The sequence below is a fragment of the Cohnella sp. SGD-V74 genome (genome assembly GCF_003001675.1).
GTDB lineage: Bacteria > Bacillota > Bacilli > Paenibacillales > Paenibacillaceae > Cohnella.
Genome location: NZ_PVYW01000018.1, coordinates 54,897 through 79,752 on the forward strand (window position 1 = coordinate 54,897; position 24,856 = coordinate 79,752).

A 24,856-nucleotide genomic window follows, 5' to 3' on the forward strand; every position below is an offset into this window, starting at 1 on the left:
ATAAATGATGGATGGCATGATTATGGATCGTTCGATGATGGTCATGATGTGCACCATGATGTTCATCGGTGCGATCATCGTTATTCTGCTTGTTGGAGCAACCATTTACGTTGTTGTTCGATTACTGATGAAGAAGTGTCGTGTAGTGGATCGTCCCTTGATTATGCTGAGAGAACGGTACGTCAGAGGTGAAATTAATGATGATGAATATTTTCGAATGCGAAAAGTTATCAGTGACGTGAAGTGATCAGAAAAAAATTCTTTCACTTTTCATTAGTTCAAACTTCGCGAATACGCGGTTACATTTCCCAAGCAGGAGGCTCCTTGAGGGTTATTTACCTCGCAGTACAACCCTATATCTTTAACAATTTTGCATTCACAGCCACTACGATTGTGCTTAACGACATCAGAACTGCTCCTAATGCAGGACTTAGCAAGATGCCCATCCCGTACAACACACCTGCCGCTAACGGAATGGCCACGATATTATATCCGGTTGCCCACCATAAATTTTGAACCATCTTGGCATAGGTTCTGCGTGATAGTGCAAGAATGGAAACAACATCTTCCGGATCGCTTCGGACGAGAACGACATCCGCAGTCTCGATCGCCACATCCGTTCCGGCACCCACGGCGACTCCAAGATCGGCTTTAGCCAAAGCCGGCGCATCGTTCACTCCATCCCCCGTCATCGCTACTCGATAACCTTTATTCTGAATTTCGGCGATTTTACTTGCTTTCTCGTGCGGAAGCACTTCGGCATAAATTTCATTTAACCCTAGCTTGCCTCCGACTAGTTTGGCTACTTGATGGTTATCTCCGGTCAGCATCATAGATTCGACCCCAAGTGCTCTTAATTTCTCAATCGCCACCTTACCGCTTTCTCTAACCTGGTCCGCCAGAGCTAGCATCCCGGCATATCGCCCGTCTACGACGGCAAAAACAACCGTCTTCCCTTGTTCTGTAAGCTGCTGATACGCTTCATGCGGGTAGCCGATATCGTTTTCTTTCATATATCCAGGGCTCACCACTTGAATGTTTTTTCCATCAACCGTTCCCTGAAGCCCTTTTCCCGTGAGTGCCTGAAAAGATTCTGGTTGCTCGATATTGAGTCCACGCTTTTTTACTTCATCCATGATCCCCTTGGAGATAGGGTGTTCGGATTGGGATTCCAACGCGCCTACAAGTGAAAGTAAGGATGCTTCATCGTATTGACTTTTCTCAAGCATAATATCGGTGATGCCAAATTTCCCTTTCGTTAACGTTCCCGTTTTATCAAATACAACCGCGTTTAATTGTCGTGCTTCTTCAAAAGGGGTACGGTTGCGAATCAATAAGCCCTTTTCGGCAGCAATGGCAGTGGATGTGGAGACCACCAACGGCACAGCAAGACCTAAGGCGTGCGGGCATGCGATAATCATGACGGTAACCATTCGTTGCATGGCGAAATCGAAGCTATAACCCAAAATCAACCACGTCGCCAGTGTGACTAACCCCGCTGCCAGGGCAACATAGAACAGCCATTTCGCTGCCTTATCGGAAAGGTTCTGCGCTTTGGATTTTGATTCTTGGGCTTCCTTGACCAGTTGGATAACTTGGGACAAGTAACCGGTTTCTCCGGCGTTCTGGACGGTTACGCGGAGTGCGCCTTCTCCATTCATCGCACCGCCGATTACACGATCCCCGGGTTGTTTGACCACGGGAACCGATTCTCCGGTTAACATAGCCTCGTCCACCGAGGATTGACCGGATTGGATGAGGCCATCGACCGGAATCCGCTCGCCCGGCTTGATCAAGATCATATGTTCCGGTTTCAACGTGCTCACCGCAACGTCCTTCGTATCGCCGCTTGCGGTGATCAGATGAGCCTCGGAGGGGATTAATTGGACCAACTTCTCGAGCGCATTTGAGGCGCCCATAATCGATCTCATTTCTAGCCAATGGCCCAGAAGCATAATATCGATGAGCGTCGCCAGCTCCCAGAAAAAATCGACTTCCGTGATACCGAGCACTATCAGCGAACTATAGCCGTAAGCAACAACGATCGCAAGTGCAATCAGGGTCATCATGCCCGGCAATTTTTGTTTGAGTTCACGGTAAGCCCCCGTAAGAAACGGGACTCCCCCGTAAAAAAAGACGAAAGAAGAGAGCAGGAACAGGATCACAGAATCATAAGGGAACCGCCAGTTCACGCCCATAAACATCTGGATCATCGGCGAGAGCAAGAGGATGGGAACGGTGAATACTACGCAAATAATAAAACGGTTACGAAAATCTTCCACATGATGACCGGCATGTTTGTCTACTCCATGGGATTCATGCCCTTCGTGTGCGCTCGTTTTATGGTGATCGTGGTGGCCCATTGGTTTTGAAGAGGAATGAACGAATAGGTTTTGCTGTTTTTGATGTTCCTGATGGTCATGTTTTATCACGAACTCAACTCTCCTTCGGCTCTTTGTAGGAAGCTTTCTCATTCAAAAGAAATTTATGCATCTACTCCACGAAGCGCAATCTAATGAACGATTTATAATTCCCAATACGTGACCGTATCGCTGATGCCAAGAACGATGAGAAGAAGCCCGGAAAGCTTGTAAATCACATTACCCCATTTCTTCGCATGCTTAAACAGTGATCGGTCTAATCCTAAACCAATCACAATCGCGAAAAAGAGCAAAAGCGGGAAAGCAGTGCCAATCGCAAAAACCGAAGGCAAGATCATCCCATAGGAGGACTGAATCGCAACGGGCATCAACCAGCCGAAAAACAGCAAAACCATCGTGGGGCAGAACCCAAGTGAGAAAGCGACTCCCATAAGAAAAGCTCCACCCTTGTTCCCTGCCCGATCGGAAATCTTCCGAACGAAAGCGGCGAGCTTAAATCCAAACGAAATACGCTTTATTTTTACGAGACCAAGAAAAAATAAACCCATAAGGATAAATAACGGGCCGATTAGTTTTCGAGCATAGACAAAAATGGGGATTGCCTCAACGGAAACGTTCTGACCAATAAGCCAAAACAAGAAACCAAAAATCGAATAGACTGCGATTTTACCTAACAGGTAGAGCAAAAATTCGATGCCTGCAAGCTTTTCGTTCATATATTTATTTCCGAAATAAGTGATACTCCCCAAGTTTGCGGTGAGCTGGCAGGGGGCGACAGAGCCCGCGAACCCGAAAAAAAGCGCAGCCAGTAAAGCAATTTTGGAATTGATCGCAATATCTGCAAATGGAGAGCTTAGCCATCGGCTAATTTCACTAAAAAATGAATACAAGGTCTCCCTCCCCTTTCGCTCCCCCTTGATCTTACAGCCCGACTCCGATATTCGATTGCCGTTTCTTTCTAGCCGCCACGACGATTTGAAGTCGGGATACGAAGCGGTACACCACTTCGGCTAACAGGATCCCGCCTACCACATCCAATAACACATGTTGTTTGACAAACATTGTGGAAACAATAATTAAGGTTGACATGCCATAGATGAGCATTTGATTGATTTTCGTCTTAAAGGTGCTTTTATACAACGATTTCATCATTAAATAGCTCGAAAAAACATGGATGCTTGGGAAGCAATTAAACGGCTGATCGCGCTGATACATATAACGAACCAGCTCGGATACGATATCGTTATCCTGAATATAAGGTCGTGGAACAGTCGTTTGAAAAACAGAATAAATTCCATAGCTTATTAATGCACTTACCACGTAGGTTACAAGGGTTAAATAATAAGCATGGCGATCCCTTTTATAAAAGAATAACAAGCAAATATAAATGTAAAAGATCCAGAACGCATAAGGAATGATGAACCATTTGATAAAGGGGACCATTTGATCGAACGGCGTAACCAAGGAATAAACTTTTTCGCCCGGTTGATTTACAGCAGCATAGATGGCGCCCAAAATCGGAAAAACCAACATTAAGCCCAAAGGAGAATGTTTTTTCAACACAAACAGCAACTTCATTGCAATTTACCTTGGCTAGCCAGAGCCGTCCAAGATCGACCTTGATCGCGGCTTAACCAAAGATTCAGTTGTTCAGTAGCCACTACCCACACCTTTGAATCCATCGGGTTTTGTGCCATATAGGTAATGATCTCCTCCGGACGTTTGTTGGAAAGGACGATTTCCGTCCATCCTTCTTCCGATTGCATCATCAACTTTCCGTCTAGAGAACTTACAAGGAGTTCTCCGCTTACTGCATAGTTTATTGCGGCTATACGAAGATCAAAGGTTAATTTCTCGAACGTATTCCCGAAATCCCGGGACTGAAATAAACCCTGGTCCGTGGCTACGCTAACGGTGCCAGCATCGTCCGGATCCGCAGCGAAAGCAACGGGTTGGCCCGTTACTCCCTTAAAGGCACTCTGCTTCCATGTTTCTGCCTCATCAGTCGAAGAATAGAAACCTGGTGTCGGCATCAGGGCGTTAGGGCTGCTGTTAAAGACATACAACGTATGCGAACGATATCCTGCGGTTAAGCCATGGAAATCGACTTCTCCACTGAGCGCAAGCGTCTCAATCGTTTTTCCACCGTCCGTACTTTTAATTAAGCCTAATGGATTGGGTAAATCCGAACCGCTGGCTGGATGTCCACTACTATAGAATCCGTTACTCGTGTTGGAAAATCCCATATAATCATGTTGCTCGCCCGGAGCATTCGACCATTTGCCTTCCCGATAAACAACGATTCCTTCATGAGCGGGAATCCAAACTTCTTTTCCATAATTGGAGAAGGCCAGTCCGTGCATATGTTCAATCGAATCGGGCGCAGCCGATGAGGTACAAGCAGAAAGGACGGCCGTCAATACGACAATGGTTCCCCATGTGGCCATCCTTTTTCTAAGCAGCTTCAAATTTTTCATATGCAAATGAACTCCCCTATTTTTTTGATTTTACCTTACTGTATCATGACATTGTGTTGGAATTGTGTAGCTTCGGCCGGCCTAACTCGTTTTTCGCTTTTCTTTTATGGTCCATGCAATCATGCCTAAAAACAAATTCATCAAAAACCAGAGAACTGTAATGAAAATGCGCCAAATGTTGGTTTCATTCTTGATTTCCAATTCAGGAGTTGGAGTTGGTTTCGGATCTGCAACTTCTATCGGAGATAATCGGGTGATGATCCGCGAAGGGTTTATCCCCTCCTTGACGCTTAAATTGCCAACTTCGTCTAGGGTGACTTGCAGTTCCTCATCTTTACGAACTGTGACAACAATTGGATAGTTCGTTACAAATGCGTTAGTTGTTCCGCCTGCAGAATAAGCTTTAGTTTCATTAGCCGCCATAATCTGCTTGCGTTCATAATTTCCAAATCCATAATCCAACAATTGGGTCATATCCGAATAAGATTCGTTACTCGTTGCCGATTTCATGACGACGCCGATCAACTCCATTCCATTTCGCATCGCCGAGCCGACTAAGGTAAATCTGGACTCGTCGGTAAAACCGTTCTTAATCCCCGTGGCTCCGTCGTAAGTCCTTAATAATTTGTTATGATTCACGAGATTCGACTTCCACTCTTCCCCATTCCAGGGCTTCGTTTTGGTTGAGACGATGCGGCGAAAAGTGGAATTTTTCATGGCATATTGAGCGATTAAGGCCATATCCTTCGCGGTCGTATAATGCTCGGAATCAAATAGTCCATGAGGATTCCGGAATTGCGTGTTTTTAATGCCGATCTTTTCGGTAACAAATTGATTCATTCGCTGGGCAAAAACTTCTTTCGACCCATCAATGTGTTCTGCGATCGCCGTAGCGGCATCATTCCCAGAGTTCATCAAAAGTCCTTCGATCAGTTTCATCATGGGGACTTGCTCCCCTTCGGCAAGAAACACTCTCGTCCCGTCCTCGTAGCGAGCTTCTTTGGACACGGTCACGATTTCATCGGGACTAGACGCTTCCAATGCCACGATACCGGTTACGATCTTCGTGATGCTTGCTGGATAATAAGTTTTATTTTCATTTTTGGCGTATAAGATGGTTCCCGTTAACCCATCGATCAAGATCGCGGATTCGGAGTGAATATCGAGCTCTTGGGGATCCTGCCGATTTTGCGCAGCCTGCATATTAGTGGGGTATCCAACCAATCCGGAAACGAACCCGATGACAAGCAGGATACGAAATACATGCTGAAAGATAAAAATCATTATGGTTGTATTCCTCCGAAGTAGACGTTGTTTCAAAGTCCATTTCTATAGTATCATAATTACTACATAACGTAGTACATAAAAGGACTGATCCATCACATGCTGAGATTTCTCATCCTCTTTAATGCTTTGCTGATTGCTCTAATCGCGGTGTTAGTGTTTATTATCTACAATGCTGAAAAGAAAGACCCCATCCAAAAAGTCAACTACCCGATTCAAGTGAATGTGCCCAAGTCCGTACCATTAGCGGAAGTCAAGATGGAAGTGGCAGAGAATGAGATCAAGACGGATGAGCCTGAGAAGCCCGTCCACCAAGCCAAAGTATTATTAAGCGCCCCTTTAGTCAAACAACTTCCGGAACTGAGAAACGGCTGTGAGATAACTTCGCTTGCCATGCTACTCAGATTCTACGGAGAAAAGGTTGATAAAATGGATCTGGTACCAGAACTTCCGAGAGACTCTACCCCCATTACTTATGGCAAAAACCGAAAAATTCAAAGCTGGGGAGATCCCAATCAAGGTTTTGTAGGCGATATTACCGGAAAAACGATCGGCTACGGCGTTTATCACGGGCCGTTGTTCGCGCTATTAGAAAAATACATCGATTCCGCAGTCGATTTAACAGGCAGCTCTTTGGAGTCGCTTGAAATCCAATTGTCAAAAGGCGTCCCGGTCGTCGTATGGACAACCGTGAATTACATTGCGCCTCCCAAGCAGGCGTGGATCACTTGGGATTCGCAGAACGGTTCCATTCAAGCAACGTTCAAAGAGCATAGCGTGCTTCTAACCGGTTATGACAAAGACCATGTTTACCTGAATGATCCGCTAAGCGGAAAAAAACAAGTGAAAATCGAAAAAAGCACGTTTCTCTCCGGTTGGAATGCATTAGGGAATCAAGCCATTTCCTATGACCCCATCCCCTAATGGATCAACCCTTCGGTAACTTCTTTGCTTGTTTGGGCTTTGTTTTTGCGGTAAGTCATGACGAGCATGATTAGGATACTTGTTACTATGATCACCGCACTGGTCCATTGACCTGCCGTCCATTCGAAAGCATAACGAGGCGAATCTCCGCGAAGGTATTCAAGGCTGAAACGACCCAAAGCGTATAAAATATGATAAATCAGAAAGAGAAATCCGCGTGGCAGCGTTTTGTTTTTCAACCCGATCAAGATCGCGAACACGATAAAATCCCATTGCCCCTCCCATACCTCTGCCGGCCAGAGCGGCTGCGAGCCATATCGATCAAAGGCTTGAGTCCCTTCCGGATAAACCAGCCCAAACGAAGAGCCAGTAGGCGACCCGTAAGCGTCTCCATTTAAGAAACATGCGATTCTGCCGATTCCTTGTCCAAAAATAATGGCGGGTGCAAGCGTATCCGCAAATTCCCAAAATGAAAATTTATGAATTTTTGCATAGATAATTCCCACGACAAAACCGCCAACCAATGCGCCTTGTATGGCAAGTCCCCCTTCCCAGATAGCGAAGATTTGGACAAGATTTTTTGCGTAATAGCCCCACTGAAAAAAGAATACATGCCATATTCGCGCACCGATAATCGCACCCAGAACGACAAATACAAGAATATTCGGGATGTGTTTTTGATAAGGCGTATCTCTCGCCAGATAATAAGCCAGAGATGCAGCCATTAGAATGGCTAACGCAACTATAACCCCGTATGAACGAATGGCAAAATCTCCAATGCTAAACAGCTCTACTCTCATGGACTTGCCCTCCTTTAAGGTTTACGATGAAATAGATAAATAATCCGATGCCTAGGGAAATAATGGCATACCATTGCGGAGCAGTTAGTCCGTACCACGACGCAAGCTTTGGCATATAAAGCGTAATCGCAAGCGTAGAGATTCCGATTCCCAGAAACCCGGTATACGCGACTTTACCCATCCCATACGGTTTCGAATAGGCTCGTCCGATCACGATCCCCATCAAGAGGGCTTGATAGACGTTAACAGGGTGATACCGGTATGCGGAATCAGATAACGAAATGCCCCATGGCATCGCTGTCTGCGTACCATACCGCCAGTGCGTGATCGAATAGAGGAAGATCGCACACACGGATCCAAACAAAAGCGCATCCATCACCCTTCGCCATGGCAACTGCTTCTTCTTGATCGTCCATGCGCCATAAATCACTGCACCGAGTATTCCGATGCTTAATCCGTTCGGTGTTCCCGGTGTGACAAGGAGAACGAAGGGATTGATCAACAAATCAAGCTGTGTAAAGATCGGACTCAGCTTCCATAGGATAAAGGCAAGAAATATTGCGTTTCCAAAGAAATCCAAGTACTGCAAATCACTCGGTGCTTTCTTCTTCAAATATAACTTCGTTGCAGTCATTCCCAAGGCGATCGTGATAATCAAATACACCCAATCTAAGCGGATCTGAAAGGAACCAAGCTGGAACACTTCCATGTCAGGTTGCTCCTCTCGGGGCATTGATGGCTTGCAGAATCTGCTTTTCTAACGACTCGCTTGTAACTAGGCCTGTTGTAATACTTTGGATCGTTCCTCTGCCGTCGACAAAAAAGGTCGTGGGGATGGATTTGACCCGATATTGCTCCGTAACTGCTCCATTTTCGTCCATCAGGATAGGGAAAGGCAGCTTAAATTCTTCGACGAACGCTTTGGCGCCAGCAATAGAATCATCTGCGGTCATATTGATCGCATAAAATGCAATCTGTCCTTTATATTGTTCGTAGAGACGGACCAGTTCCGGAGCTTCTTTGCGACAGGGGCCGCACCAGGAGGCCCAGAAATTAATCAGTGCTGGTTTTCCTTTAAGATCGGCCAAAGTATAAGATTCTCCGCTCAGTCCCTGTAACTCAAAGCGCGGGGACTGAAAACCGACTTTGGCGGTTTCCTCCTTATTGAATCCATCCGGTTGCAAGAACGCGAGTACGATCAGAACGCCTACAACGATCATCACAATAATCGAATTTCGCAAGATACTCCCTCCTTCTAGAAACCTATAAAACCTCCGTATAACCCGATTAATTTTCTTGTAATCAGACTGAGTTGATCCGTATATAAAAGAACGCCTGTTACAACCGTTATTGCTCCGCCGATTTTCATTAGCCGCCCCCCATATTGGCCCAATCCTATGCCCCCATTAAATACTACATAAAGTAGTTTATAAAGCGATAAAAGAAGCGGCTTACGAACAGCCGCTTACAATAACTCCTGTTAACAGGGTTAGCATCAAAATGGAGTTCATCGTGGGAATCGAATTCATTACAGGCACTTTGATCCGTTGTTTGGGATCGATGAGTTGCTGAAGACGATAATTGATAGCTGCATCGGCAAAACCTACGCTTCCTACAGGTACTACTTGAACCTGTTGCGTACACTTCAGTAATACACAGGCCAAATCTTTTGCATTATTGAGCTTTTGTATTGCATACTGATCCGCTAGTAGCTCCATCCATACCTGAATATAATGAGACAGCTTTTCTAGGATCGGAAGAAAAGGTAGACTTGTCTTCATTATTTGAAGAAAATACGATCTGAGCGGGTCAAAGTTCCGACAATGAAAGTTCTCATGCCATACGATGGCTGCGATTTCGCGATCTGAAAAATAATCGATTACTTTAGACGAAAGGACAATCCGCGGCCGAAAGAAGCCATAGGTCACTGCAATGATGCCTTCATGATCAATAACCGTCATTTTTATGCCGATTTCATTAAATTGTTGTCTCAGTTGAGTCGTTTTTACGTGATTATATCGGGAATTTACGTGTTTTCTCCAATGGCTTCCTAACTTTATCTGTTGGATGGCGAACCCAACTAGCTTTAAGACGCTGTAGGCAATCAGGATGTTTAACCCCACGAGAACAACCTGATGAATCGCGGTTTGCTCCTTTAAGATAGTCAAACAATATTGCAATATGCCCCACTCTGGATTAAATCCAGTAGCTTCATGTACCCAAAAAAGGATCATCTGCGCCCAGGCAAAACCGCTTATAAGAAGATAAAATCCAAAGGTGAGATGGTGTCTTATCCTCATGAGGGATCACGCTTCCATTCGTTTAACCGCTCTTCAAGCAACTTCAATAATTCGGGGTCGGCTTTCTGCACGGCATCAAATAAATGATTGACGACTAATTCGCCGTATTCTTGGACTAATCCTTCTGTAACAGCCTTCGTCTGTTCTTGAAGAAATTCTTCTTTACTCTGGACAGATTGAAAAACGCTCAGTCGATTTCTTCCGGCTCCTGTTGTTTTTTTCTTAAGATGGCCTTTTTCATGAAGTCGGTTCATCACCGTCATAATCGCAGTATAGGAAAGCTCCTCGTCTAAATATTCCTGTACTTGCCGAATCGTGGTTTCTTTATGATTCCATATAATCTGCATAATCTGTGCTTCAAGCGGGCCAAAAAAACGATTTAAACCTTCTTCGTTCATTCTCATCCGAGGCACTTTCAAATGATCCACGCTCCTTTCCGCCCCATTTTAACATAAGATCGGCATCATGTCCTAACTGAGCTTAACTCAGCCAAAGTATTGAAACCGTATCGGATTTTTCTTGATAATTCCCCCAGAGAAAAATACCAACAAGAACGATTACAAAAATCAGCAAAATCAGTTTGATGCCAAGCGCTCTTTCTTTTCTCATGGATGTCTCCTTGCAGGTTATATACTACGAATTGTAGTTCCTAAAGAATCGTCCGTCAACATCCAAGATATGATATTCCTGTGTCTCTTCTGCGCGTCTCCTTCCTCACAAGTTCTACATAATTGTAAGGTAAGATGGACTTGTGCGATTGATTGAATGGAAAGGAAGGATTAAAGATGAGATTGAATTGGAAACTGAAAACCGTTGGACTCGTAGGGGCGATCTCCTTGATTTTAGCGGGTTGTTCAAGCGCTATAGGCGGAATGGACCATTCGAAAATGAATATGGGGAACGAGGAAGAAAAGCCATCACAATCTACGGAAAAGCAAACGGGAATTGCGCAGACCGCGGAATGGAACATTTTAACTGGAAAGGAATTTAATTTAACGGCGGTTGCAAGCAATCAAGAGATTGCGCCCGGTAAGACCTTGCCGGTATGGACCTTCAATAATTCCGTACCCGGGCCGGAACTTCGGGTAAAGCAAGGGGATACGGTAAAGATCAATTTGAGAAATGAACTTCCGGATCCGGTAACCATACATTGGCATGGCGTGCCGGTCCCCAATGAGATGGACGGAATTCCCGGCGTCACGCAAAATGCAGTGCAACCGGGTGAATCTTTCACTTACCAATTCCAAGCCACTGTACCTGGGACTTACTGGTACCACTCGCATCAAGATGGCGTAAATCAACTGGATCGCGGGCTTTATGGCTCCTTTATCGTTGAGGGTGATGATGTGCAGAAAGTGGATCGCGATTATACGCTATTGCTAGATGAATGGATGAGCAGCGGAATGGATATGTCTCAAGGCGCTTCTTCGGATATGGATATGGATATGTCCGGCATGGACCATAGCGGGATGGACATGGGAGACTCCAACATGGACATGGAGGATTCCAATATGGACATGGGCGGAATGGAAATGGACATGGCACACGATATGAGCATGTATGACCTGTATACGATTAATGGGAAATCCGGTGACCTGGTGAAACCCTTGGTCGTTAAAGAAGGCGAAAAGGTTCGTATTCGTCTCGTAAATGCCGGATACCTGTCCCATCAGATCCATCTGCATGGTCATGACTTCAAGATAACGGCCACAGATGGCCAACCCCTCAATAACCCAGGGGTAGTGACAGATAATGTCGTCACGCTAGCTCCGGGTGAACGTTATGATCTCGAATTTGAAGCGACTAACCCTGGAAAATGGCTGATCGAAGACCATGGCGACAACAACGCCGTTAAAGGGATGAAGGCGTGGATTGCCTACGAAGGATCGACTGAACAGACTGATAAAGCCAACGAGAAGGAAATGCTTGGCTCTGTGGATTTAACTAGCTATGGTCAACTTGGCAAAGCAAGTTTATCTTTAGATCAATCCTATACGATGGAATATACGATGAATTTGAACACGGAATCAAAAAAAGGCGAAACCGTCTACACGATCAACGGCAAAACCTTTCCGGAAACCGAACCACTCCCTGTAAAAAAAGGGGATACCGTTAAAGTTCGACTTGTCAATCAATCCAAATCTGATGACCATCCCATGCATCTGCACGGGCATTTCTTCCAGGTGTTAAGCAAGAACGGCAAACCACTTGAAGGTTCGCCGATCATCAAAGACACGATAAACGTGAAGCCTGGCGAAGAGTACGTCATTGCGTTCATTGCGGACAATGAAGGAAACTGGATGTTCCACTGTCATGATTTGCATCATGCATCAGCGGGAATGGTTACCGAAGTGAAATATTCCGATTATAAAACGGACTTTGTTGCGGATCCGAATGCCGGCAATAAGCCGGAATAAAATAAAGACCCAGATCCAACACCCCCCGATAACTCTCATCGGGGGTGTGTTTATGAAGGTATTGCCGAGCCGTCTTCTACTTCTTTAAGTTCCGCATCGTGGTTTTTCTTTCGAGGAATGTTCATGATGATCGTCATTCCTTTGTCTTCATTAACTTTTTTAACCCAGATCCGGCCCCCGTGCGCCTCTACAATAGACTTGGCGATTGCTAATCCTAATCCCTTCCCTCCAGTCTTCCGACTCCGTGATTTATCCACGCGATAAAATCGTTCGAAAATAAGGCTACGGTCTTTTTCCGGAATGCCAATGCCCGTATCTTGAATGCTTAGGATGACCCTATGTGTATCTTCCTGTGCCGCTATATGAACGGTTCCACCCGAGGGGGTAAACTTTAGCGCATTTGACAACAGATTATTGATCACCTGCGTCATCCGGTTTTCGTCCCAATAAACGCGAATCTTTGTATACATGCGCAAACGCAGCTCAACTTTCTTTTCGGTAAATGCAGCTTCATTCAGACGAACGATTTTCTCTAACAGTTCAATGAATTCAAATTCGGATTTTTCCAATTTAAAATCGGGGGAAGCCATTTCGTTGAGTTGTTCTAAGTCACTAACCAAGTAGATTAGTCGGTCGATCTCGTCTTGACAGGATTCGATTCTTTCTTTGGTTGGTTCCCATATCCCGTCTCCGATCGCGATCATCATACTTTTCAAGGTCGCTAAGGGGGTACGTAGCTCATGCGCGATATTCTCAGTCATGGACTGGCGAAGCTCTTGTTGTTTCTGCAATTGTTCAGCAAGAGTATTCAGCGCCTTTCCAAGATCGGCCATCTCATCCTGGGTGTTTGTCGGTGATCTTACACTCCATTCGCCCTCCGACATCGTTAATGCGGCTTGTTTCATTTGAACAAGCGGTTTGGATATCCGGCGAGCTAAATAAATACTCATTAATGATGCTAAGATCAACGCCAGAGTTACGGTTAGTATGACGGATTGTATAATGGCTTGTTCCAAATGAGAATTTAACATGCTGTCGCTTGGTTGGAGTACGGACGCTTCTTTTCCGTATAGCTGAAAATGGTAATGCGTGGCATTGACAATCACCACACTGGCTATGATTAAAATCAGGCCCGACCATGCCATTAATAATAAGCTCAATCGGAACGATAATCTGCGGGTCATTTGATTTGTCCCCCCGTGAAACGATATCCTTTTCCGTATACCGTTTGGATGTATATAGGGTTTTTCGGATCCTCTTCGATTTTTTGACGTATATTCTTAATATGTTGATCGATGGTTCGGGAGTCTCCTTCAAAATCCAGGCTATGTACTTTTTCGATTAGTTGTTCACGGTCAAAAATACGATTGGGGTGCTTCGCGAGAACGAACAGTAATTTGATTTCGACAGGAGTAAGGTTAATTGGTTCACCATTCAAAAGAACTTGTTGTTTTAAGGAGTCAATCGTCATTTCCCCATTCGCGCTTTCGATTCGATCGGCAAGCAGTCCATCATCATGAGCACGACGCATTACCGTACGAATTCGAACAATCAATTCCCTTGGATCGAACGGTTTAACGATATAATCATCCGCACCGATTTCTAATCCATTGATTTGCTGGGTCTTGGAGGATTTTGCCGTTAGCATGATAATCGGAATGGAATGATTAGCCCGTATACGTTTGCATAACTCTTCGCCCGAAATGTCCGGAAGCATCAAATCTAATAAAATCAAATCCAGCGGAAATTGTTGAATGATGTTATAGCCTGTCTCGCCGGATTCAGCACCAATCACTCGGTAGCCGGCATGCTCCAGATAAGAAGTGATGACTTCGCGTATTTTTGTCTCGTCTTCAATAACCAATATGGTTTTCATGGCACCCTCAATTCCGTTTTATGGAAATAGAACTTACCGATGAATCGGTAAGTTCTATTTCGGTTGCGATTATGCTGCCACCGTCATATTCCTGCAAGCCTCTGCACAAGAAAAACATGCTTGGGCACACTTTTGACAATGGTCGACCGAATGTTTTTTGCACTCATTCCCGCAAGCTTCACAAACTTTAGCGCAAAGTTCGCAAATTTCGTTTACGAATGAGCTGTTTCTCGCCATTGCCTCTGCTGCTAAGGAACAAAGGGTTGCGCATTCTTGATCCAACCGAATGCATTCCCTCATCATGGCGACATCGTTTTCATTCAGGCAAGCATTGTAACAATGGTAACATTCTTGCATACACTTCAAGCATTCATCAATGCAATGTTGAAAATGTTCATGCGACATAACGTATCCCTCCTTCTGTTTTGTAACTACGTTGGATAGTTATACCCACTCTCCTTCATTTCTTATTCGCCAGCGAAAAACGAAAAGCCCTATTTATGGTTTTCGTGTATAAAAGCGAAATAAGCCATATACAAAACTTAGAAATAAGACATAAACCGCTACAATGTAAGCAATTCCCCTGTAATTTGCCTCATTGAAGAATTGATCGCCAATAAGAGTAACCAATAGAATAAATGGGATTTTCCCGAGCAAAGTGGCATAAAAGTAAGGCTTCCATGGCATCTTTGTTAACGCAGCATATGCATTAATCACTTGGGCCGGAACGATGGGAAGCAAACGTGCGAATAGGATCGTCATAAATGCGTTGCGTTCAGTAAATTCGGTTAAGAAGGTTACGCCTTTAAAATGGGCAATTTTGTGTCTTCCTTCGGCGGTAAAGGTCCCTCTAATTAATCCAAATAAGATGATCGCTGCTAACACAGAGACGATGATATTTATTCCTGTGCCTAATGCGGATCCATATTTAGCGCCGAGTATCACAGCGACTACCCCGTATGGAAAAGCGGGTACGATCGCTACGAGTAAAGCAAAAAGGCAGATGAGAACATCCATATACCAAGTGGATTCCGTTTCCATCCAACGAGTTAAAGGTTCACGAAATGTGAAAATCGCAACCGCGGATCCTACATAAAGCGTGAGAAAGAAGAACTTTCTTCTCATGGTCTAATGCTTACCCCACCTTACTAATAACTTAAATGCAACTATACAAAGTAACAGGACATCTGCACAGCGAATAGCATAACGGAGCGGTGATTTTCTAATTGAAGGCGAGGCCCGAACATGCAAGGGCAGATTTCAATGTCAACTGGAATAATTCGAATGCTTCAGGACTGTGCGGCAATGTGCTGCGAAACCTGGGATATTCTTTTGAATCGTTCGGATGTGACGATGAGAAAGTTCCAAATCAAATTATTGTCGGATTGTGCTTCCGTATGCGAACTTTGCGCCAAGTTTATCGCAGAAAATAGTGTCCTTATTAAATCGCTATGTGATTACTGTGCTTTTGTTTGCGAGTACTGTGCAAAAGAATGTCTGAAGCATAACGAACGGGAATCCCAAATGTGTGGGCAAATGTGTTTGAACTGTGCAAGAGATTGTCGTGCTTTTACATTAAAGCATTGAAGTGGGGTGAAGTCACTTCAACTGAAATACCCCATACATGACCGTACTATCGCCGGGACGAATGTTAAACAGAGTAAAGGCAAGAATCCCCTATATGCCGGACGATTCTTGCCTTGTATCATAGATATAATTACTCTTCTAAGGCCTGAGAATCGTCCTCGCTCGCATGATCATCTTTAATCATATCTTCATAGTTTTCACCCGTTACGACCCTTCTTGCAGTTACATATCTTTTCGCATAATATTTTTCCGACAAATCGCTAATTCTAACGCCTTTACTGCTGGACGAGTGTGCGAATTGTCCATCGCCAACGTAGATTCCAGCATGCGAAACCCCTTTGCCATTGGTATTAAAGAAAACAAGGTCTCCAGGCCGGAGATCATCTTTTTCAACTTTCGTCCCAATTTTTGATTGAGAACTGGAAGTTCTCGGTAACTTGGTCTCGTATTGATTAAATATGTACAAGATAAATCCCGAACAATCAAAACCACTCGTCGTCGTGCCTCCCCATTGGTAAGGAGTACCTACGACTTCGTCAACGGCTTTTTTCAATTCAATCTGGGATGCGAATACACTACCTCCACTGAAAGCAAAAAATAGGATCATACTAAACAACGTTAAACCAACCTTCTTCAAAGCTGCTTCTCCCTTCGGTGCCTACGAGGTTAGCTGAGGGTTCGGTTGAAGGTTCCCTATAACCTTTATGATCAAGGTTAATTCACCCAAAACGGTTCCCCCGTTTCTCTTAATCGAGAATTCGGCAAAATATAGTTTTAATAATACACTCTGTAGTATTTCGGTTTATTATGCCGAATCCCTTCTTGGGATAGATTAGAATTCATTCATTTTCCAGATGGGTTGACTCGAATCGACAAAAAATAAAGGGACATTTGTGCATATTCCGCACGGAATGTCCCATAGAACTACTTTCGTGTTTATTTGCTTTGATCAATACATTTGATTAATCGATTTTCGATATCAACAGCAATTGCTTTAAGCTTCTCATTACCGAGAAGTTCCATTAAAACTGTGGGCTTGGGCAATCCAATTAATGTGTTGCCATTGTCTTCGTAAATGACGATCTTACAGGGAAGAAAATAACCAACGTAAGGCGATTCAGTTAAAACACGCTTTGCTTCTTCCGGATTGCAGACCTCAAGAATATGATATTCTCTTTCGAAATCCACGCCTTCTCAATGACCTTCTCTTTCAGATCCACTTTCCAGAGCACTCCGATATTTTCGTTTAGGAGATTGCTTGAGAGATCGGTTATGACTTGTTGTGAAGATTTTGCTGTTTTAATTGTGTAATGGAACATGACTTTGCACCTTCCTTAAATAATTCAACTCCACCTTAATTAAATTAATCCGCCGGTCTATCCAAACGCCGTTTCGTTAACAGCCATGTGACGGCTAATCATACAGAATTGAACTTGAAATTGTTTGTGAACATTATGCTTATTGCCAACAGTTATGGTTGGAGGTCTTCTCTAGCCTGCCCGGGCTAGCCCAAGTAAGCTGCTCAAACCGGGGGCTACCTTGTGGTGCTGCAACATTAGTTAAGCTAATCGGGAATCGGTACATATTCTTGGCCTCAAGCGGCAATCGGTACACATTCTTGACATCCGACAATTGTCGGTTGACAAGAACATAGTCAGGCCAATTAAATGTGGAAGGTACATCAGGACGTCCGCCAATTTTGCTAGTTCCAACCTCAATTTTCTCCTCGTCAATCATCGTTGGAACCATATAGAATCCGGGTCTAACATGCTGTTTAATATCTCCCAATATTCACCTAGTCCTGCTTTTTCCAACATCGATCGTACTTGTGGTAGATTCGGAATTTAGCCGTCACTCTCATACCTAACGATTCAAGTGTAATAATTACAATATTCTTCTTTCGTTCCAAAATGTACGCAAGAAACTTCTGTCCTTTTTTCCATAACGAAAAGCACCCCCTATAGTATTCATCGGATTAAACACAAGGGTGTTTTCCAATGTCACTATAAGGAGCGCACTTACGATACTAATCACAGTCCTTTGATATCTAGAATTCCCCGTAATTTCATAGGAAGGTGCTTACAAATCGATTTAAAGTATTGCAATGATAAGAAAAATTAAAGTGGGTTAGAATACAACGTACCAGAATACGTTGCGCTATAGCCAGAACCTACAGCAGTTTCTTATACCGGTGTTTCCGGATTTGTGGATTTATCATACAGCATGACTCATTAAATGTAAATAATTGTTTTTACGAACAGCAAGATGAGTTAGTAGGCGCACTTACTGAAACCCTCTTCTCATTAAGTACTGCACCACCACAACATTCAGCCGTCTTTCCAACAACAACATTACTCGAATTTAACAAGTTCCCAGTGCTGCAAACACCTGTTTCAGGTAAATCAAGCTCTACTTTCGTTGCAGCTTCCCAATCACCAGTGAGTGCGGCGACAACGGATCTGACTTGCTCATAACCGGTGGCCATCAAGGACGTTGGTGCTCGGCCATAGCTTTTGGCACCAACGATGTACAAGTTGTGTTCTGGCTGACGCAATTCTTTTTCCCCATGCGGTCTTACTGTACCGCAACTGTGAATGTTTGGGTCAATCAAAGGTGCTAGTGAATGCACACTTTCAATACTTGATTCGATGTCCGTTCTAACTTCGCGAAGGAAGTCCAGATCCGGCCGCGATCCTGTATTGCTAATGATCTCCTGAATACCATCAATGCGGGCGATTTTTCCGTACTGATGCCCTTCAACGGAAATCGTGTTTTCGTTTTTGCTGAATGTATCGATGTTGAAGGAAGTGTATACCTCGACATTACCGTTCTCGACCATCTTTTCGATCCGTATGCCTAATGTTCCACGTTCCTGCAGGCTATCGTTTTCTTGTCCGCCATATACATCCCTAAGATTCGCCTTGCGAATAATCCAAACGATTTCCGTCTCCGGCGCCTCCTCTTTAAGTCGCTCTAGATCAAGCAATGAATTAATCGCAGAGTGCCCACTCCCCACGACAAGCACTCGTTTCCCTTTAAATTGATCTTTGTGTTTACCGGTAACATCCGGAATGCCGTAAGTAATCTGATCGCTCAACGCCAACTCGTCACTTGTCCATACGCCTTCCGAGTTAGCCGGATTGGGTTGAGACCAGGTTCCGGATGCATCGATGATCGCTTTAGCTTCGAACGTTTTGCGATCGCCATTAACTTCAACGTGTATAACGAATGGAAGTTTGTCTCGACCTAATGTCTTTACTTTGCTCAACCCTTTACGGCTAATCGCAATGACTTTGGCGTTATAGTGAATATGGGGCTGTATCTGTACAAGCTGTGATACTGGCCTGAGATACTGCTCGATTAGTTCTCCTCCGGTGGGGAGCACGTCATCATTGGGCGCCGTCCACCCACTAGCTTCCAGAAGACTTTTTGCAGCCTTATCGATGTTATATTGCCAAGGAGAGAATAAGCGTACATGGCTCCAATTCGCGATATTTCCGGCAATTTCATTTCCGGCTTCAAAGAGGATAAACGGTTCTCCCTTGACGACAAGGTGTGCTGCAGCTGCCATGCCAACCGGTCCTCCGCCAATTACGGCTACGGGTAACTGATTAAGCTCATTGGGCAGTTGCCGCGCTTTAATTTCATCTCTTCTCATAAAAGTCACTTGATTCACATTTGTAGAACAACAATCGCTCATTTGTAACCCCTCCATTAATCAATACTTTTTGATATAAAATCAAATTTAATGCATAACTCAAGGAACATTTCATTTTCGAAAGATGCAACAGAGCTCCGGGGACAAGATTCGGTTCACCTCAGTATGATTGAGTTCATAGTAACTCCAAGTCCCTCTTGTCTCGCGAAGGATTAAGCCAGCATCCAATAAGATCTTGAGGTGGTAAGACAATTTCGACTGAGACATATCCAAGATATCGACAAGGTCACATACGCATGTGTTTCCCCGTTGCGTAAGTTCGTACATGATTTGCAAACGTTTCTGGTCAGCCAACGCTTTGAACTTACTCTCATATGGAGTAAAGTCAATCGAATCATTCTTCTTTTCAAAAACAGGAAGTTGTTTAATCATTGCTCATGCCTCCTCAGCAACAAACAGGTTGGCAGCACATGACGCTTGGTTGAATATCCTTAACTTCTAACACAGTTTCTTCCTCAGACCGATTTATCCACTTCCAAGCATGTCGTGCTTGTTTTTCAACTGTTTGCTGGTGATGAGACATCAGGTACTCGAGCGCATAAACATTGAACATCCGGATACACCCCATAAATCAAAATTATTTGATGTAGTGATCTTAACATGATTTAGTATTTAATCGCAACATTAAATCAAATTATTTTGATTTATAAATAAGATGGCTACCGAAAAGTTAGTCATTAGTATAACCCGAATCAACTTTGCTACTCCCCATTAAGGAGCGATTCTGAAGCGATGGACGGGTTGTCAGGATCATGCTGTGGATATTAAAGTTTCAAATAAGAAAATAGCCGTTTGACAATAAACTTTGCATCTGGCCCTACTCCCCTTAAGGTTGCCGAAGCAAATGAACGCTGCCCTTCCAACCCGACATAATAAAGGCCTGGAACGGTGCTAATGCCAGCTTGATGCAAAGGTCTACCTTCTGCATCAAGTGCATGAATGCCTTGTAGATAGGGAAGATTTGGACGATAGCCTGTAGCAAAGATGATTTTATCTACCGCCTCCTTTGTTCCATCCGGCCAAATGACTCCATCTGGATAAAATGAAGTAAACATGGATTGCTGATTCGGTTTCCCTTCCGCTATTCGCATTTTGTATTGGCCCGGGTCGTTCACCGCGCTTGAACTTGGTGCAGTTTTTCCGAGTCGCCAGAATGGAAATGTATCAAAGCCAATTAATTTAATCCAAAAGTGTAGATCCTGACCCCATAGCTTTTGATTCACGAATTGAATGGGTTGGAGCACAGCTAAGGTTGTTTTGCTAAACTCCGACAACTCAACGCCGATTTGTACTGCTGAATTACCGCGGCCCACAATAATCACGCGCTGATTGCGAAAAGGTTCTGGATTCCGATATTGAGAAGAATGCAGAAGTCGACCCCGAAAAGTATCTTGACCCGGAATAACTGGCGTGTAGGGATTGTGAAATGAACCAGTTGCATTGATGATGGTTTTTGCTCGAAATGTTTCTCCTGACATCGTATGAATGGTGAATCCTTCAGCTCCCTTTTCGACAGACGCTACCCGCTGATTTTCCGTAACAGGTAGTTGGAACTTCGTCCGATAATCATGTAAATATCGAACGACTTCATCCCTTCTCGGATACTTATTTGCCTCACCTGGGAACTTCATGCCTGGCAACGATGAAAAAAGTGCTGGAGAAAACAGTTTGAGGCTATCGTAATAGCGTGGCCAGGAACCGCCTACATCATCGCTGGCTTCTAATATTAGAAAACGCAGACCTTTCTTCTGTAAGTGATAACCGGCTGCAAGTCCAGCCTGACCCCCACCAATGACGATCGTATCAAAAAAATCATTCATATCAGTAGCCTCCAATATTATTTGCATAATGCAAGTATTTCATAGAAGAGATCACCCTTTAGGGTGGAAAAGCAAATTCATAACTGGCCTAACAACATGATGAGCTTACCTTGGACATGCTTTCATTGAGTAATTTTAGAGAGCGGATGACAGTTTCTTTTTCGAAATCATTCATCTGAGAAAAAACCTGATCCAAATACATGTTCATCCGTTCATCAATTGCTGTCGCTACGAACTTTCCTTCAGTTGTTAGCGAAAGAATTTGAATTCTACGATCTTCAGCATATGGCGTTCGTGTCAGCAGGTTCTTATCAACCAATGTTTGGACTTGCCGGCTAAACGTCGTAATCTCAGTACCTAATGTTTCGGCAATCTGCTGTATAGAGGGCTGATGTTGGCGATCCACTTCATACAGAATGTGACTCTGGATAAGCGTGACCTCTACCGCCCCAACAGAACAGCAGGTTTTATTAAGTAAGCCGAATCGTTTCGTCATTTGTTGAAGAACCGCTCTTACGTCTTCCATGTTCAATCACCTCTGTATTCTTTATAACAATATTATTTGCATTTTGCAACTAAAATTAATTCTCGTGCCTGAATATCATTTAACACTAATATAACAAATGGATTATATAATCAGGGAGTGAAGCTACGTTAAGGGGGAATAACAGTGTCCAAGGAAAGAGCCTTGCAGGTTTACTTTTTATGCGGTCAAAATCGCTGTCGTAGTCAAATGGCTGAAGCATTTGCGAAACATTATGGAGATCCAGGCATCATCGTGGATAGTGCCGGGCTAGATCCGAGTCCACTTCATTTTTTGACGGTCGAAGCAATGAAGGAAATCGGAATTGATGTTTCCGTACAGACCTCCAAACGGATCGATATGAAAGTGTTTTTATCGGCTACTGTGATCGTTAAGTTATGTGAAGATATTCAGGAAAAATGCCCCATCGTTCCCTTTGGAATTCGTAATGAGCAATGGAATATACAGGACCCATTAGCTCAAGAGGTTCCATCCATTCAGGATGTTCGAAAAGCAAGAGATGAAATCAAGCACAAAGTAATTCACTTGCTTCAACAGTACCAAGCCTATAACAGCCCAACTTAAAATAAGTCGTCACTAATATTATTGTTTACTTATATTGCTGGCTGTGTATAATACGAAATAGTTGAACTTGCAAGGAAGGGAGTGAAATTCTAATGACTAATGTTGAGGATATGTTGGATTCCCTAAAACTTCTTTCGGACAAAAGCAGACTCACGATTCTTGCCCTTCTTAAAGAAAGTGAACTGTGTGTTTGCGATATCGTCGAACTTCTGGAGACCACACAACCGAATGTGAGTCAGCATCTGAAGAAGTTAAAAACCGGTGGTCTCATCAACGAAACCAAACGTCGTCAGTGGGTATACTATTCCCTGAATTTAGAGGATAAGCCGTATATCAAAGAAATACTGGATCAGTTGCCTTCGATGAAAGATCGAATAGATTCATTAAAAGGCCAAAGCTGCGACTAATATGGAGGAATTATGTTAACGATCGCTTCTCTTATCTTTCTTATCACGCTTGTTTTCGTCATCTGGCAGCCTAAAGGGCTCAACATTGGATGGTCAGCTTGCGGCGGCGCAATCATCGCTTTAATTTTCGGTGTCGTCAACTTTAATGATGTTTGGGATGTTACACAGATTGTTTGGAATGCAACGCTCGCATTCGTTGCGGTAATTCTCATTTCACTCATCTTGGACGAGATTGGCTTCTTCGAATGGGCTGCTCTGCACATGGCCCGGTTTGCCAAAGGCAATGGCAATCTAATGTTCATTTACGTCATTTTGCTCGGCGCAGCTGTAGCCGCATTTTTTGCCAATGATGGAGCTGCGCTGATCCTTACGCCGATCGTATTAGCAATGGTTCGGGCTTTGAAATTCGATGAACGAATGATTCTCCCCTTTATTATGGCAAGCGGGTTTATCTCGGATACGGCCTCCCTTCCGCTTGTTGTCAGTAATCTGGTGAATATCGTATCGTCGGACTTCTTCGGAATCGGATTTGTCGAATATGCCAGTCGTATGATCGTCCCAACGATCTTTGCGATTGCCTCTAGCTTATTGGTGCTGTACCTGATGTTTAGGAAGAGCATTCCTAAGCAGTATGATCTTACTCAGTTGAAACAGCCTAGGGAAGCTATTAAGGACATGCGGTTGTTCCGGATTTCATGGGTTATTCTGGCCGTTTTATTAATCGCGTACCTGACGAGTGAATTTATTAACGTCCCTGTATCCATTATCGCTGGCATCGTCGCAATCCTCTTTCTCTTACTGGCTAGGCAAAGTAAAGGGATTCATACCTGGAACCTCGTAAAAGGTGCTCCATGGGCGGTTGTCGTCTTCTCGATCGGGATGTACGTCGTGGTGTACGGATTACGAAATGTCGGTCTTACCGATGAGCTTGGCAAACTTTTTGATTGGGTCGGAGACCAGGGGTTGTTCGTAGCCACGGTCGGATCCGGATTTATCGCGGCCATCCTCTCTTCGATCATGAATAACATGCCGACCGTCATGATTGACGCGCTTGCCATTCAAGGTACCGATGCAACAGGTCTTGTACGTGAAGCCTTTATCTATGCGAATGTCATAGGATCCGATTTGGGTCCAAAAATTACGCCTATCGGTTCCTTAGCTACCTTGTTGTGGCTTCATGTGCTTTCGTCTAAGGGTGTCAAAATCGGTTGGGGGTATTATTTCAAGGTCGGCATCATTCTGACCCTCCCTGTCCTCTTTATCACGCTGGCGAGCCTTTATCTCTGGCTCATGATCATCAACTAATTCATAAACCTTAAGGAGAATGACAAAATGGAAAAACCACTCGTGTACTTTCTTTGTACGGGCAACTCTTGTCGGAGCCAAATGGCGGACGGATTCTTAAATACGATCGGCGGCCATCTCTATGAAGTGAAAAGCGCGGGTCTTGAAGCCCATGGTCTGAACCCACGGGCAGTTAAAATCATGGCAGAAGCCGGCGTTGATATCTCTTCTAATACCTCCAATGTTATTGATCCGGAGACTTTGAATCGGGCGACATACGTGATCACGCTGTGCGGACATGCCGATGAGCATTGCCCTGTCATCTCCAATCCGAACGTTATCAAATGGCACTGGGGCTTTGATGACCCCGCTAAAGCGACTGGGACGGAAGAAGAAATCATGGATCAGTTCCGTGCCGTACGCAATGCCATCAAATCGCGTGTTGAGCAGTTCGTTCAAGAGGGTAAATAGGT

At 44.2% G+C, this 24,856-nt stretch carries 29 protein-coding genes and 1 riboswitch; of the genes, 8 read left to right on the forward strand and 21 right to left on the reverse strand.

The window, feature by feature from the left end:
* The first annotated feature begins 4 nt into the window (after positions 1–4).
* On the forward strand, positions 5–247 hold the full coding sequence (locus tag B0G52_RS24605) for an SHOCT domain-containing protein (protein ID WP_094048191.1): 243 nt from the start codon (positions 5–7) through the stop codon (positions 245–247).
* Positions 248–353: 106 nt separating this feature from the next.
* Here B0G52_RS24605 and B0G52_RS24610 read toward each other — a convergent pair whose 3' ends face one another.
* The 5 genes from B0G52_RS24610 to B0G52_RS24630 all read right to left on the reverse strand — a co-directional run bounded on the left by B0G52_RS24610 (position 354) and on the right by B0G52_RS24630 (position 6,142).
* A complete protein-coding gene (locus tag B0G52_RS24610) occupies positions 354–2,474 on the reverse strand; it encodes a copper-translocating P-type ATPase (RefSeq protein WP_369827126.1) in 2,121 nt (706 codons plus the stop codon).
* 50 nt (positions 2,475–2,524) lie between these two features.
* Entirely contained in the window at positions 2,525–3,271 is a 747-nt protein-coding gene (locus B0G52_RS24615) for an urease accessory protein UreH domain-containing protein (RefSeq protein ID WP_094048194.1), read from the reverse strand.
* Positions 3,272–3,302: 31 nt separating this feature from the next.
* Entirely contained in the window at positions 3,303–3,959 is a 657-nt protein-coding gene (locus B0G52_RS24620) for a phosphatase PAP2 family protein (protein ID WP_094048196.1), read from the reverse strand.
* Complete coding sequence (locus B0G52_RS24625) at positions 3,956–4,858, reverse strand: F510_1955 family glycosylhydrolase (RefSeq protein WP_094048198.1); 903 nt, start codon at positions 4,856–4,858, stop codon at positions 3,956–3,958. The genes B0G52_RS24620 and B0G52_RS24625 overlap by 4 nt, the downstream gene beginning before the upstream one ends.
* 81 nt (positions 4,859–4,939) lie before the next feature.
* Positions 4,940–6,142 carry a D-alanyl-D-alanine carboxypeptidase family protein gene (locus B0G52_RS24630; protein WP_198960720.1) on the reverse strand — a complete coding sequence of 401 codons (1,203 nt, stop codon included), beginning with the start codon at positions 6,140–6,142 and terminating at the stop codon, positions 4,940–4,942.
* Positions 6,143–6,241: 99 nt separating this feature from the next.
* Here B0G52_RS24630 and B0G52_RS24635 point away from each other — a divergent pair, with 99 nt between their 5' ends.
* Positions 6,242–7,066, forward strand: coding sequence for a C39 family peptidase (locus B0G52_RS24635; RefSeq protein ID WP_094048200.1), 825 nt, complete (start codon positions 6,242–6,244; stop codon positions 7,064–7,066).
* Here B0G52_RS24635 and lgt read toward each other — a convergent pair.
* The 6 genes from lgt to B0G52_RS36470 all read right to left on the reverse strand — a co-directional run bounded on the left by lgt (position 7,063) and on the right by B0G52_RS36470 (position 10,775).
* A complete protein-coding gene (gene lgt, locus B0G52_RS24640; RefSeq protein ID WP_094048202.1) occupies positions 7,063–7,866 on the reverse strand; it encodes a prolipoprotein diacylglyceryl transferase in 804 nt (267 codons plus the stop codon). The genes B0G52_RS24635 and lgt overlap by 4 nt on opposite strands.
* On the reverse strand, positions 7,847–8,575 hold the full coding sequence (locus B0G52_RS24645) for a prolipoprotein diacylglyceryl transferase (RefSeq protein ID WP_094048204.1): 729 nt from the start codon (positions 8,573–8,575) through the stop codon (positions 7,847–7,849). The genes lgt and B0G52_RS24645 overlap by 20 nt, the downstream gene beginning before the upstream one ends.
* 1 nt (position 8,576) lies before the next feature.
* Positions 8,577–9,107, reverse strand: coding sequence for a TlpA family protein disulfide reductase (locus B0G52_RS24650; RefSeq protein ID WP_094048206.1), 531 nt, complete (start codon positions 9,105–9,107; stop codon positions 8,577–8,579).
* Positions 9,108–9,317: 210 nt separating this feature from the next.
* A complete protein-coding gene (locus tag B0G52_RS24655) occupies positions 9,318–10,166 on the reverse strand; it encodes a M56 family metallopeptidase (RefSeq protein ID WP_094048208.1) in 849 nt (282 codons plus the stop codon).
* Positions 10,163–10,585 (reverse strand): BlaI/MecI/CopY family transcriptional regulator, encoded by a 423-nt coding sequence (locus tag B0G52_RS24660; RefSeq protein ID WP_094048210.1) that lies wholly within the window; start codon positions 10,583–10,585, stop codon positions 10,163–10,165. The genes B0G52_RS24655 and B0G52_RS24660 overlap by 4 nt, the downstream gene beginning before the upstream one ends.
* A gap of 61 nt (positions 10,586–10,646) precedes the next feature.
* Complete coding sequence (locus B0G52_RS36470; RefSeq protein ID WP_255407507.1) at positions 10,647–10,775, reverse strand: hypothetical protein; 129 nt, start codon at positions 10,773–10,775, stop codon at positions 10,647–10,649.
* Between the two features lie 176 nt (positions 10,776–10,951).
* Here B0G52_RS36470 and B0G52_RS24665 point away from each other — a divergent pair, with 176 nt between their 5' ends.
* Entirely contained in the window at positions 10,952–12,583 is a 1,632-nt protein-coding gene (locus B0G52_RS24665) for a multicopper oxidase family protein (protein WP_094048212.1), read from the forward strand.
* A 50-nt stretch (positions 12,584–12,633) separates the two neighbouring features.
* On the opposite strand, the gene B0G52_RS24670 is transcribed toward B0G52_RS24665, so the two are convergent.
* The 4 genes from B0G52_RS24670 to B0G52_RS24685 form a co-directional block, all read right to left on the reverse strand.
* Positions 12,634–13,767, reverse strand: a complete 1,134-nt coding sequence (locus B0G52_RS24670) for a sensor histidine kinase (protein WP_094048214.1) — start codon at positions 13,765–13,767, stop codon at positions 12,634–12,636.
* Positions 13,764–14,459, reverse strand: a complete 696-nt coding sequence (locus B0G52_RS24675; RefSeq protein WP_094048216.1) for a response regulator transcription factor — start codon at positions 14,457–14,459, stop codon at positions 13,764–13,766. The genes B0G52_RS24670 and B0G52_RS24675 overlap by 4 nt, the downstream gene beginning before the upstream one ends.
* A 69-nt stretch (positions 14,460–14,528) precedes the next feature.
* Positions 14,529–14,864: a four-helix bundle copper-binding protein gene (locus tag B0G52_RS24680; RefSeq protein ID WP_094048218.1), complete on the reverse strand. Its 336-nt coding sequence runs from the start codon at positions 14,862–14,864 to the stop codon at positions 14,529–14,531.
* 93 nt (positions 14,865–14,957) lie between these two features.
* Complete coding sequence (locus B0G52_RS24685; RefSeq protein WP_094048220.1) at positions 14,958–15,584, reverse strand: TVP38/TMEM64 family protein; 627 nt, start codon at positions 15,582–15,584, stop codon at positions 14,958–14,960.
* Positions 15,585–15,743: 159 nt separating this feature from the next.
* Between B0G52_RS24685 and B0G52_RS36845 the strand changes: the two genes are divergently transcribed.
* Positions 15,744–16,046 carry a four-helix bundle copper-binding protein gene (locus B0G52_RS36845; RefSeq protein ID WP_483296164.1) on the forward strand — a complete coding sequence of 101 codons (303 nt, stop codon included), beginning with the start codon at positions 15,744–15,746 and terminating at the stop codon, positions 16,044–16,046.
* A gap of 130 nt (positions 16,047–16,176) precedes the next feature.
* Here the strand turns inward: B0G52_RS36845 and B0G52_RS24690 are convergent, their stop codons facing one another.
* The 6 genes from B0G52_RS24690 to B0G52_RS24715 all read right to left on the reverse strand — a co-directional run bounded on the left by B0G52_RS24690 (position 16,177) and on the right by B0G52_RS24715 (position 22,110).
* Positions 16,177–16,683 carry a C40 family peptidase gene (locus tag B0G52_RS24690; protein WP_233163018.1) on the reverse strand — a complete coding sequence of 169 codons (507 nt, stop codon included), beginning with the start codon at positions 16,681–16,683 and terminating at the stop codon, positions 16,177–16,179.
* Positions 16,684–16,686: 3 nt separating this feature from the next.
* Positions 16,687–16,820, reverse strand: a riboswitch (cyclic di-AMP (ydaO/yuaA leader).
* A gap of 162 nt (positions 16,821–16,982) precedes the next feature.
* Positions 16,983–17,234: a DUF302 domain-containing protein gene (locus B0G52_RS24695; protein ID WP_369827127.1), complete on the reverse strand. Its 252-nt coding sequence runs from the start codon at positions 17,232–17,234 to the stop codon at positions 16,983–16,985.
* Positions 17,235–18,297: 1,063 nt separating this feature from the next.
* The gene (locus B0G52_RS24700; protein ID WP_233163020.1) at positions 18,298–19,746 is read right to left on the reverse strand and encodes an NAD(P)-binding domain-containing protein; all 1,449 of its coding nucleotides are present in this window, start codon (positions 19,744–19,746) and stop codon (positions 18,298–18,300) included.
* A gap of 69 nt (positions 19,747–19,815) precedes the next feature.
* Positions 19,816–20,136, reverse strand: a complete 321-nt coding sequence (locus B0G52_RS24705; RefSeq protein WP_094048224.1) for an ArsR/SmtB family transcription factor — start codon at positions 20,134–20,136, stop codon at positions 19,816–19,818.
* 392 nt (positions 20,137–20,528) lie between these two features.
* Positions 20,529–21,584: a flavin-containing monooxygenase gene (locus B0G52_RS24710; protein ID WP_094048226.1), complete on the reverse strand. Its 1,056-nt coding sequence runs from the start codon at positions 21,582–21,584 to the stop codon at positions 20,529–20,531.
* An 88-nt stretch (positions 21,585–21,672) separates the two neighbouring features.
* Entirely contained in the window at positions 21,673–22,110 is a 438-nt protein-coding gene (locus B0G52_RS24715) for a MarR family winged helix-turn-helix transcriptional regulator (RefSeq protein WP_094048228.1), read from the reverse strand.
* 144 nt (positions 22,111–22,254) lie between these two features.
* On the opposite strand from B0G52_RS24715, the gene B0G52_RS24720 reads away from it, so the two are divergent.
* The 4 genes from B0G52_RS24720 (at position 22,255) to arsC (ending at position 24,854) form a co-directional block, all read left to right on the forward strand.
* The gene (locus B0G52_RS24720) at positions 22,255–22,692 is read left to right on the forward strand and encodes an arsenate reductase ArsC (protein WP_094048231.1); all 438 of its coding nucleotides are present in this window, start codon (positions 22,255–22,257) and stop codon (positions 22,690–22,692) included.
* A gap of 92 nt (positions 22,693–22,784) precedes the next feature.
* Positions 22,785–23,099: an ArsR/SmtB family transcription factor gene (locus B0G52_RS24725; protein WP_094048233.1), complete on the forward strand. Its 315-nt coding sequence runs from the start codon at positions 22,785–22,787 to the stop codon at positions 23,097–23,099.
* A gap of 12 nt (positions 23,100–23,111) precedes the next feature.
* Positions 23,112–24,404 (forward strand): arsenic transporter, encoded by a 1,293-nt coding sequence (locus B0G52_RS24730; protein ID WP_094048235.1) that lies wholly within the window; start codon positions 23,112–23,114, stop codon positions 24,402–24,404.
* 27 nt (positions 24,405–24,431) lie between these two features.
* Complete coding sequence (gene arsC, locus B0G52_RS24735; RefSeq protein WP_094048237.1) at positions 24,432–24,854, forward strand: arsenate reductase (thioredoxin); 423 nt, start codon at positions 24,432–24,434, stop codon at positions 24,852–24,854.
* Positions 24,855–24,856 lie beyond the last annotated feature (2 nt).

Bases quoted from the DNA above. Each gene is read 5' to 3' on its own strand.
- B0G52_RS24605 (WP_094048191.1), top strand. From the start codon at position 5: ATGATGGATGGCATGATTATGGATCGTTCGATGATGGTCATGATGTGC.
- B0G52_RS24610 (WP_369827126.1), bottom strand. From the start codon at position 2,474: ATGAGAAAGCTTCCTACAAAGAGCCGAAGGAGAGTTGAGTTCGTGATA.
- B0G52_RS24620 (WP_094048196.1), bottom strand. From the start codon at position 3,959: ATGAAGTTGCTGTTTGTGTTGAAAAAACATTCTCCTTTGGGCTTAATG.
- B0G52_RS24625 (WP_094048198.1), bottom strand. From the start codon at position 4,858: ATGAAAAATTTGAAGCTGCTTAGAAAAAGGATGGCCACATGGGGAACC.
- B0G52_RS24630 (WP_198960720.1), bottom strand. From the start codon at position 6,142: ATGATTTTTATCTTTCAGCATGTATTTCGTATCCTGCTTGTCATCGGG.
- B0G52_RS24635 (WP_094048200.1), top strand. From the start codon at position 6,242: ATGCTGAGATTTCTCATCCTCTTTAATGCTTTGCTGATTGCTCTAATC.
- lgt (WP_094048202.1), bottom strand. From the start codon at position 7,866: ATGAGAGTAGAGCTGTTTAGCATTGGAGATTTTGCCATTCGTTCATAC.
- B0G52_RS24645 (WP_094048204.1), bottom strand. From the start codon at position 8,575: ATGGAAGTGTTCCAGCTTGGTTCCTTTCAGATCCGCTTAGATTGGGTG.
- B0G52_RS24655 (WP_094048208.1), bottom strand. From the start codon at position 10,166: ATGAGGATAAGACACCATCTCACCTTTGGATTTTATCTTCTTATAAGC.
- B0G52_RS36470 (WP_255407507.1), bottom strand. From the start codon at position 10,775: ATGAGAAAAGAAAGAGCGCTTGGCATCAAACTGATTTTGCTGATTTTT.
- B0G52_RS24665 (WP_094048212.1), top strand. From the start codon at position 10,952: ATGAGATTGAATTGGAAACTGAAAACCGTTGGACTCGTAGGGGCGATC.
- B0G52_RS24670 (WP_094048214.1), bottom strand. From the start codon at position 13,767: ATGACCCGCAGATTATCGTTCCGATTGAGCTTATTATTAATGGCATGG.
- B0G52_RS24675 (WP_094048216.1), bottom strand. From the start codon at position 14,459: ATGAAAACCATATTGGTTATTGAAGACGAGACAAAAATACGCGAAGTC.
- B0G52_RS24680 (WP_094048218.1), bottom strand. From the start codon at position 14,864: ATGTCGCATGAACATTTTCAACATTGCATTGATGAATGCTTGAAGTGT.
- B0G52_RS24685 (WP_094048220.1), bottom strand. From the start codon at position 15,584: ATGAGAAGAAAGTTCTTCTTTCTCACGCTTTATGTAGGATCCGCGGTT.
- B0G52_RS36845 (WP_483296164.1), top strand. From the start codon at position 15,744: ATGCTTCAGGACTGTGCGGCAATGTGCTGCGAAACCTGGGATATTCTT.
- B0G52_RS24700 (WP_233163020.1), bottom strand. From the start codon at position 19,746: ATGAGCGATTGTTGTTCTACAAATGTGAATCAAGTGACTTTTATGAGA.
- B0G52_RS24705 (WP_094048224.1), bottom strand. From the start codon at position 20,136: ATGATTAAACAACTTCCTGTTTTTGAAAAGAAGAATGATTCGATTGAC.
- B0G52_RS24710 (WP_094048226.1), bottom strand. From the start codon at position 21,584: ATGAATGATTTTTTTGATACGATCGTCATTGGTGGGGGTCAGGCTGGA.
- B0G52_RS24715 (WP_094048228.1), bottom strand. From the start codon at position 22,110: ATGGAAGACGTAAGAGCGGTTCTTCAACAAATGACGAAACGATTCGGC.
- B0G52_RS24725 (WP_094048233.1), top strand. From the start codon at position 22,785: ATGACTAATGTTGAGGATATGTTGGATTCCCTAAAACTTCTTTCGGAC.
- B0G52_RS24730 (WP_094048235.1), top strand. From the start codon at position 23,112: ATGTTAACGATCGCTTCTCTTATCTTTCTTATCACGCTTGTTTTCGTC.
- arsC (WP_094048237.1), top strand. From the start codon at position 24,432: ATGGAAAAACCACTCGTGTACTTTCTTTGTACGGGCAACTCTTGTCGG.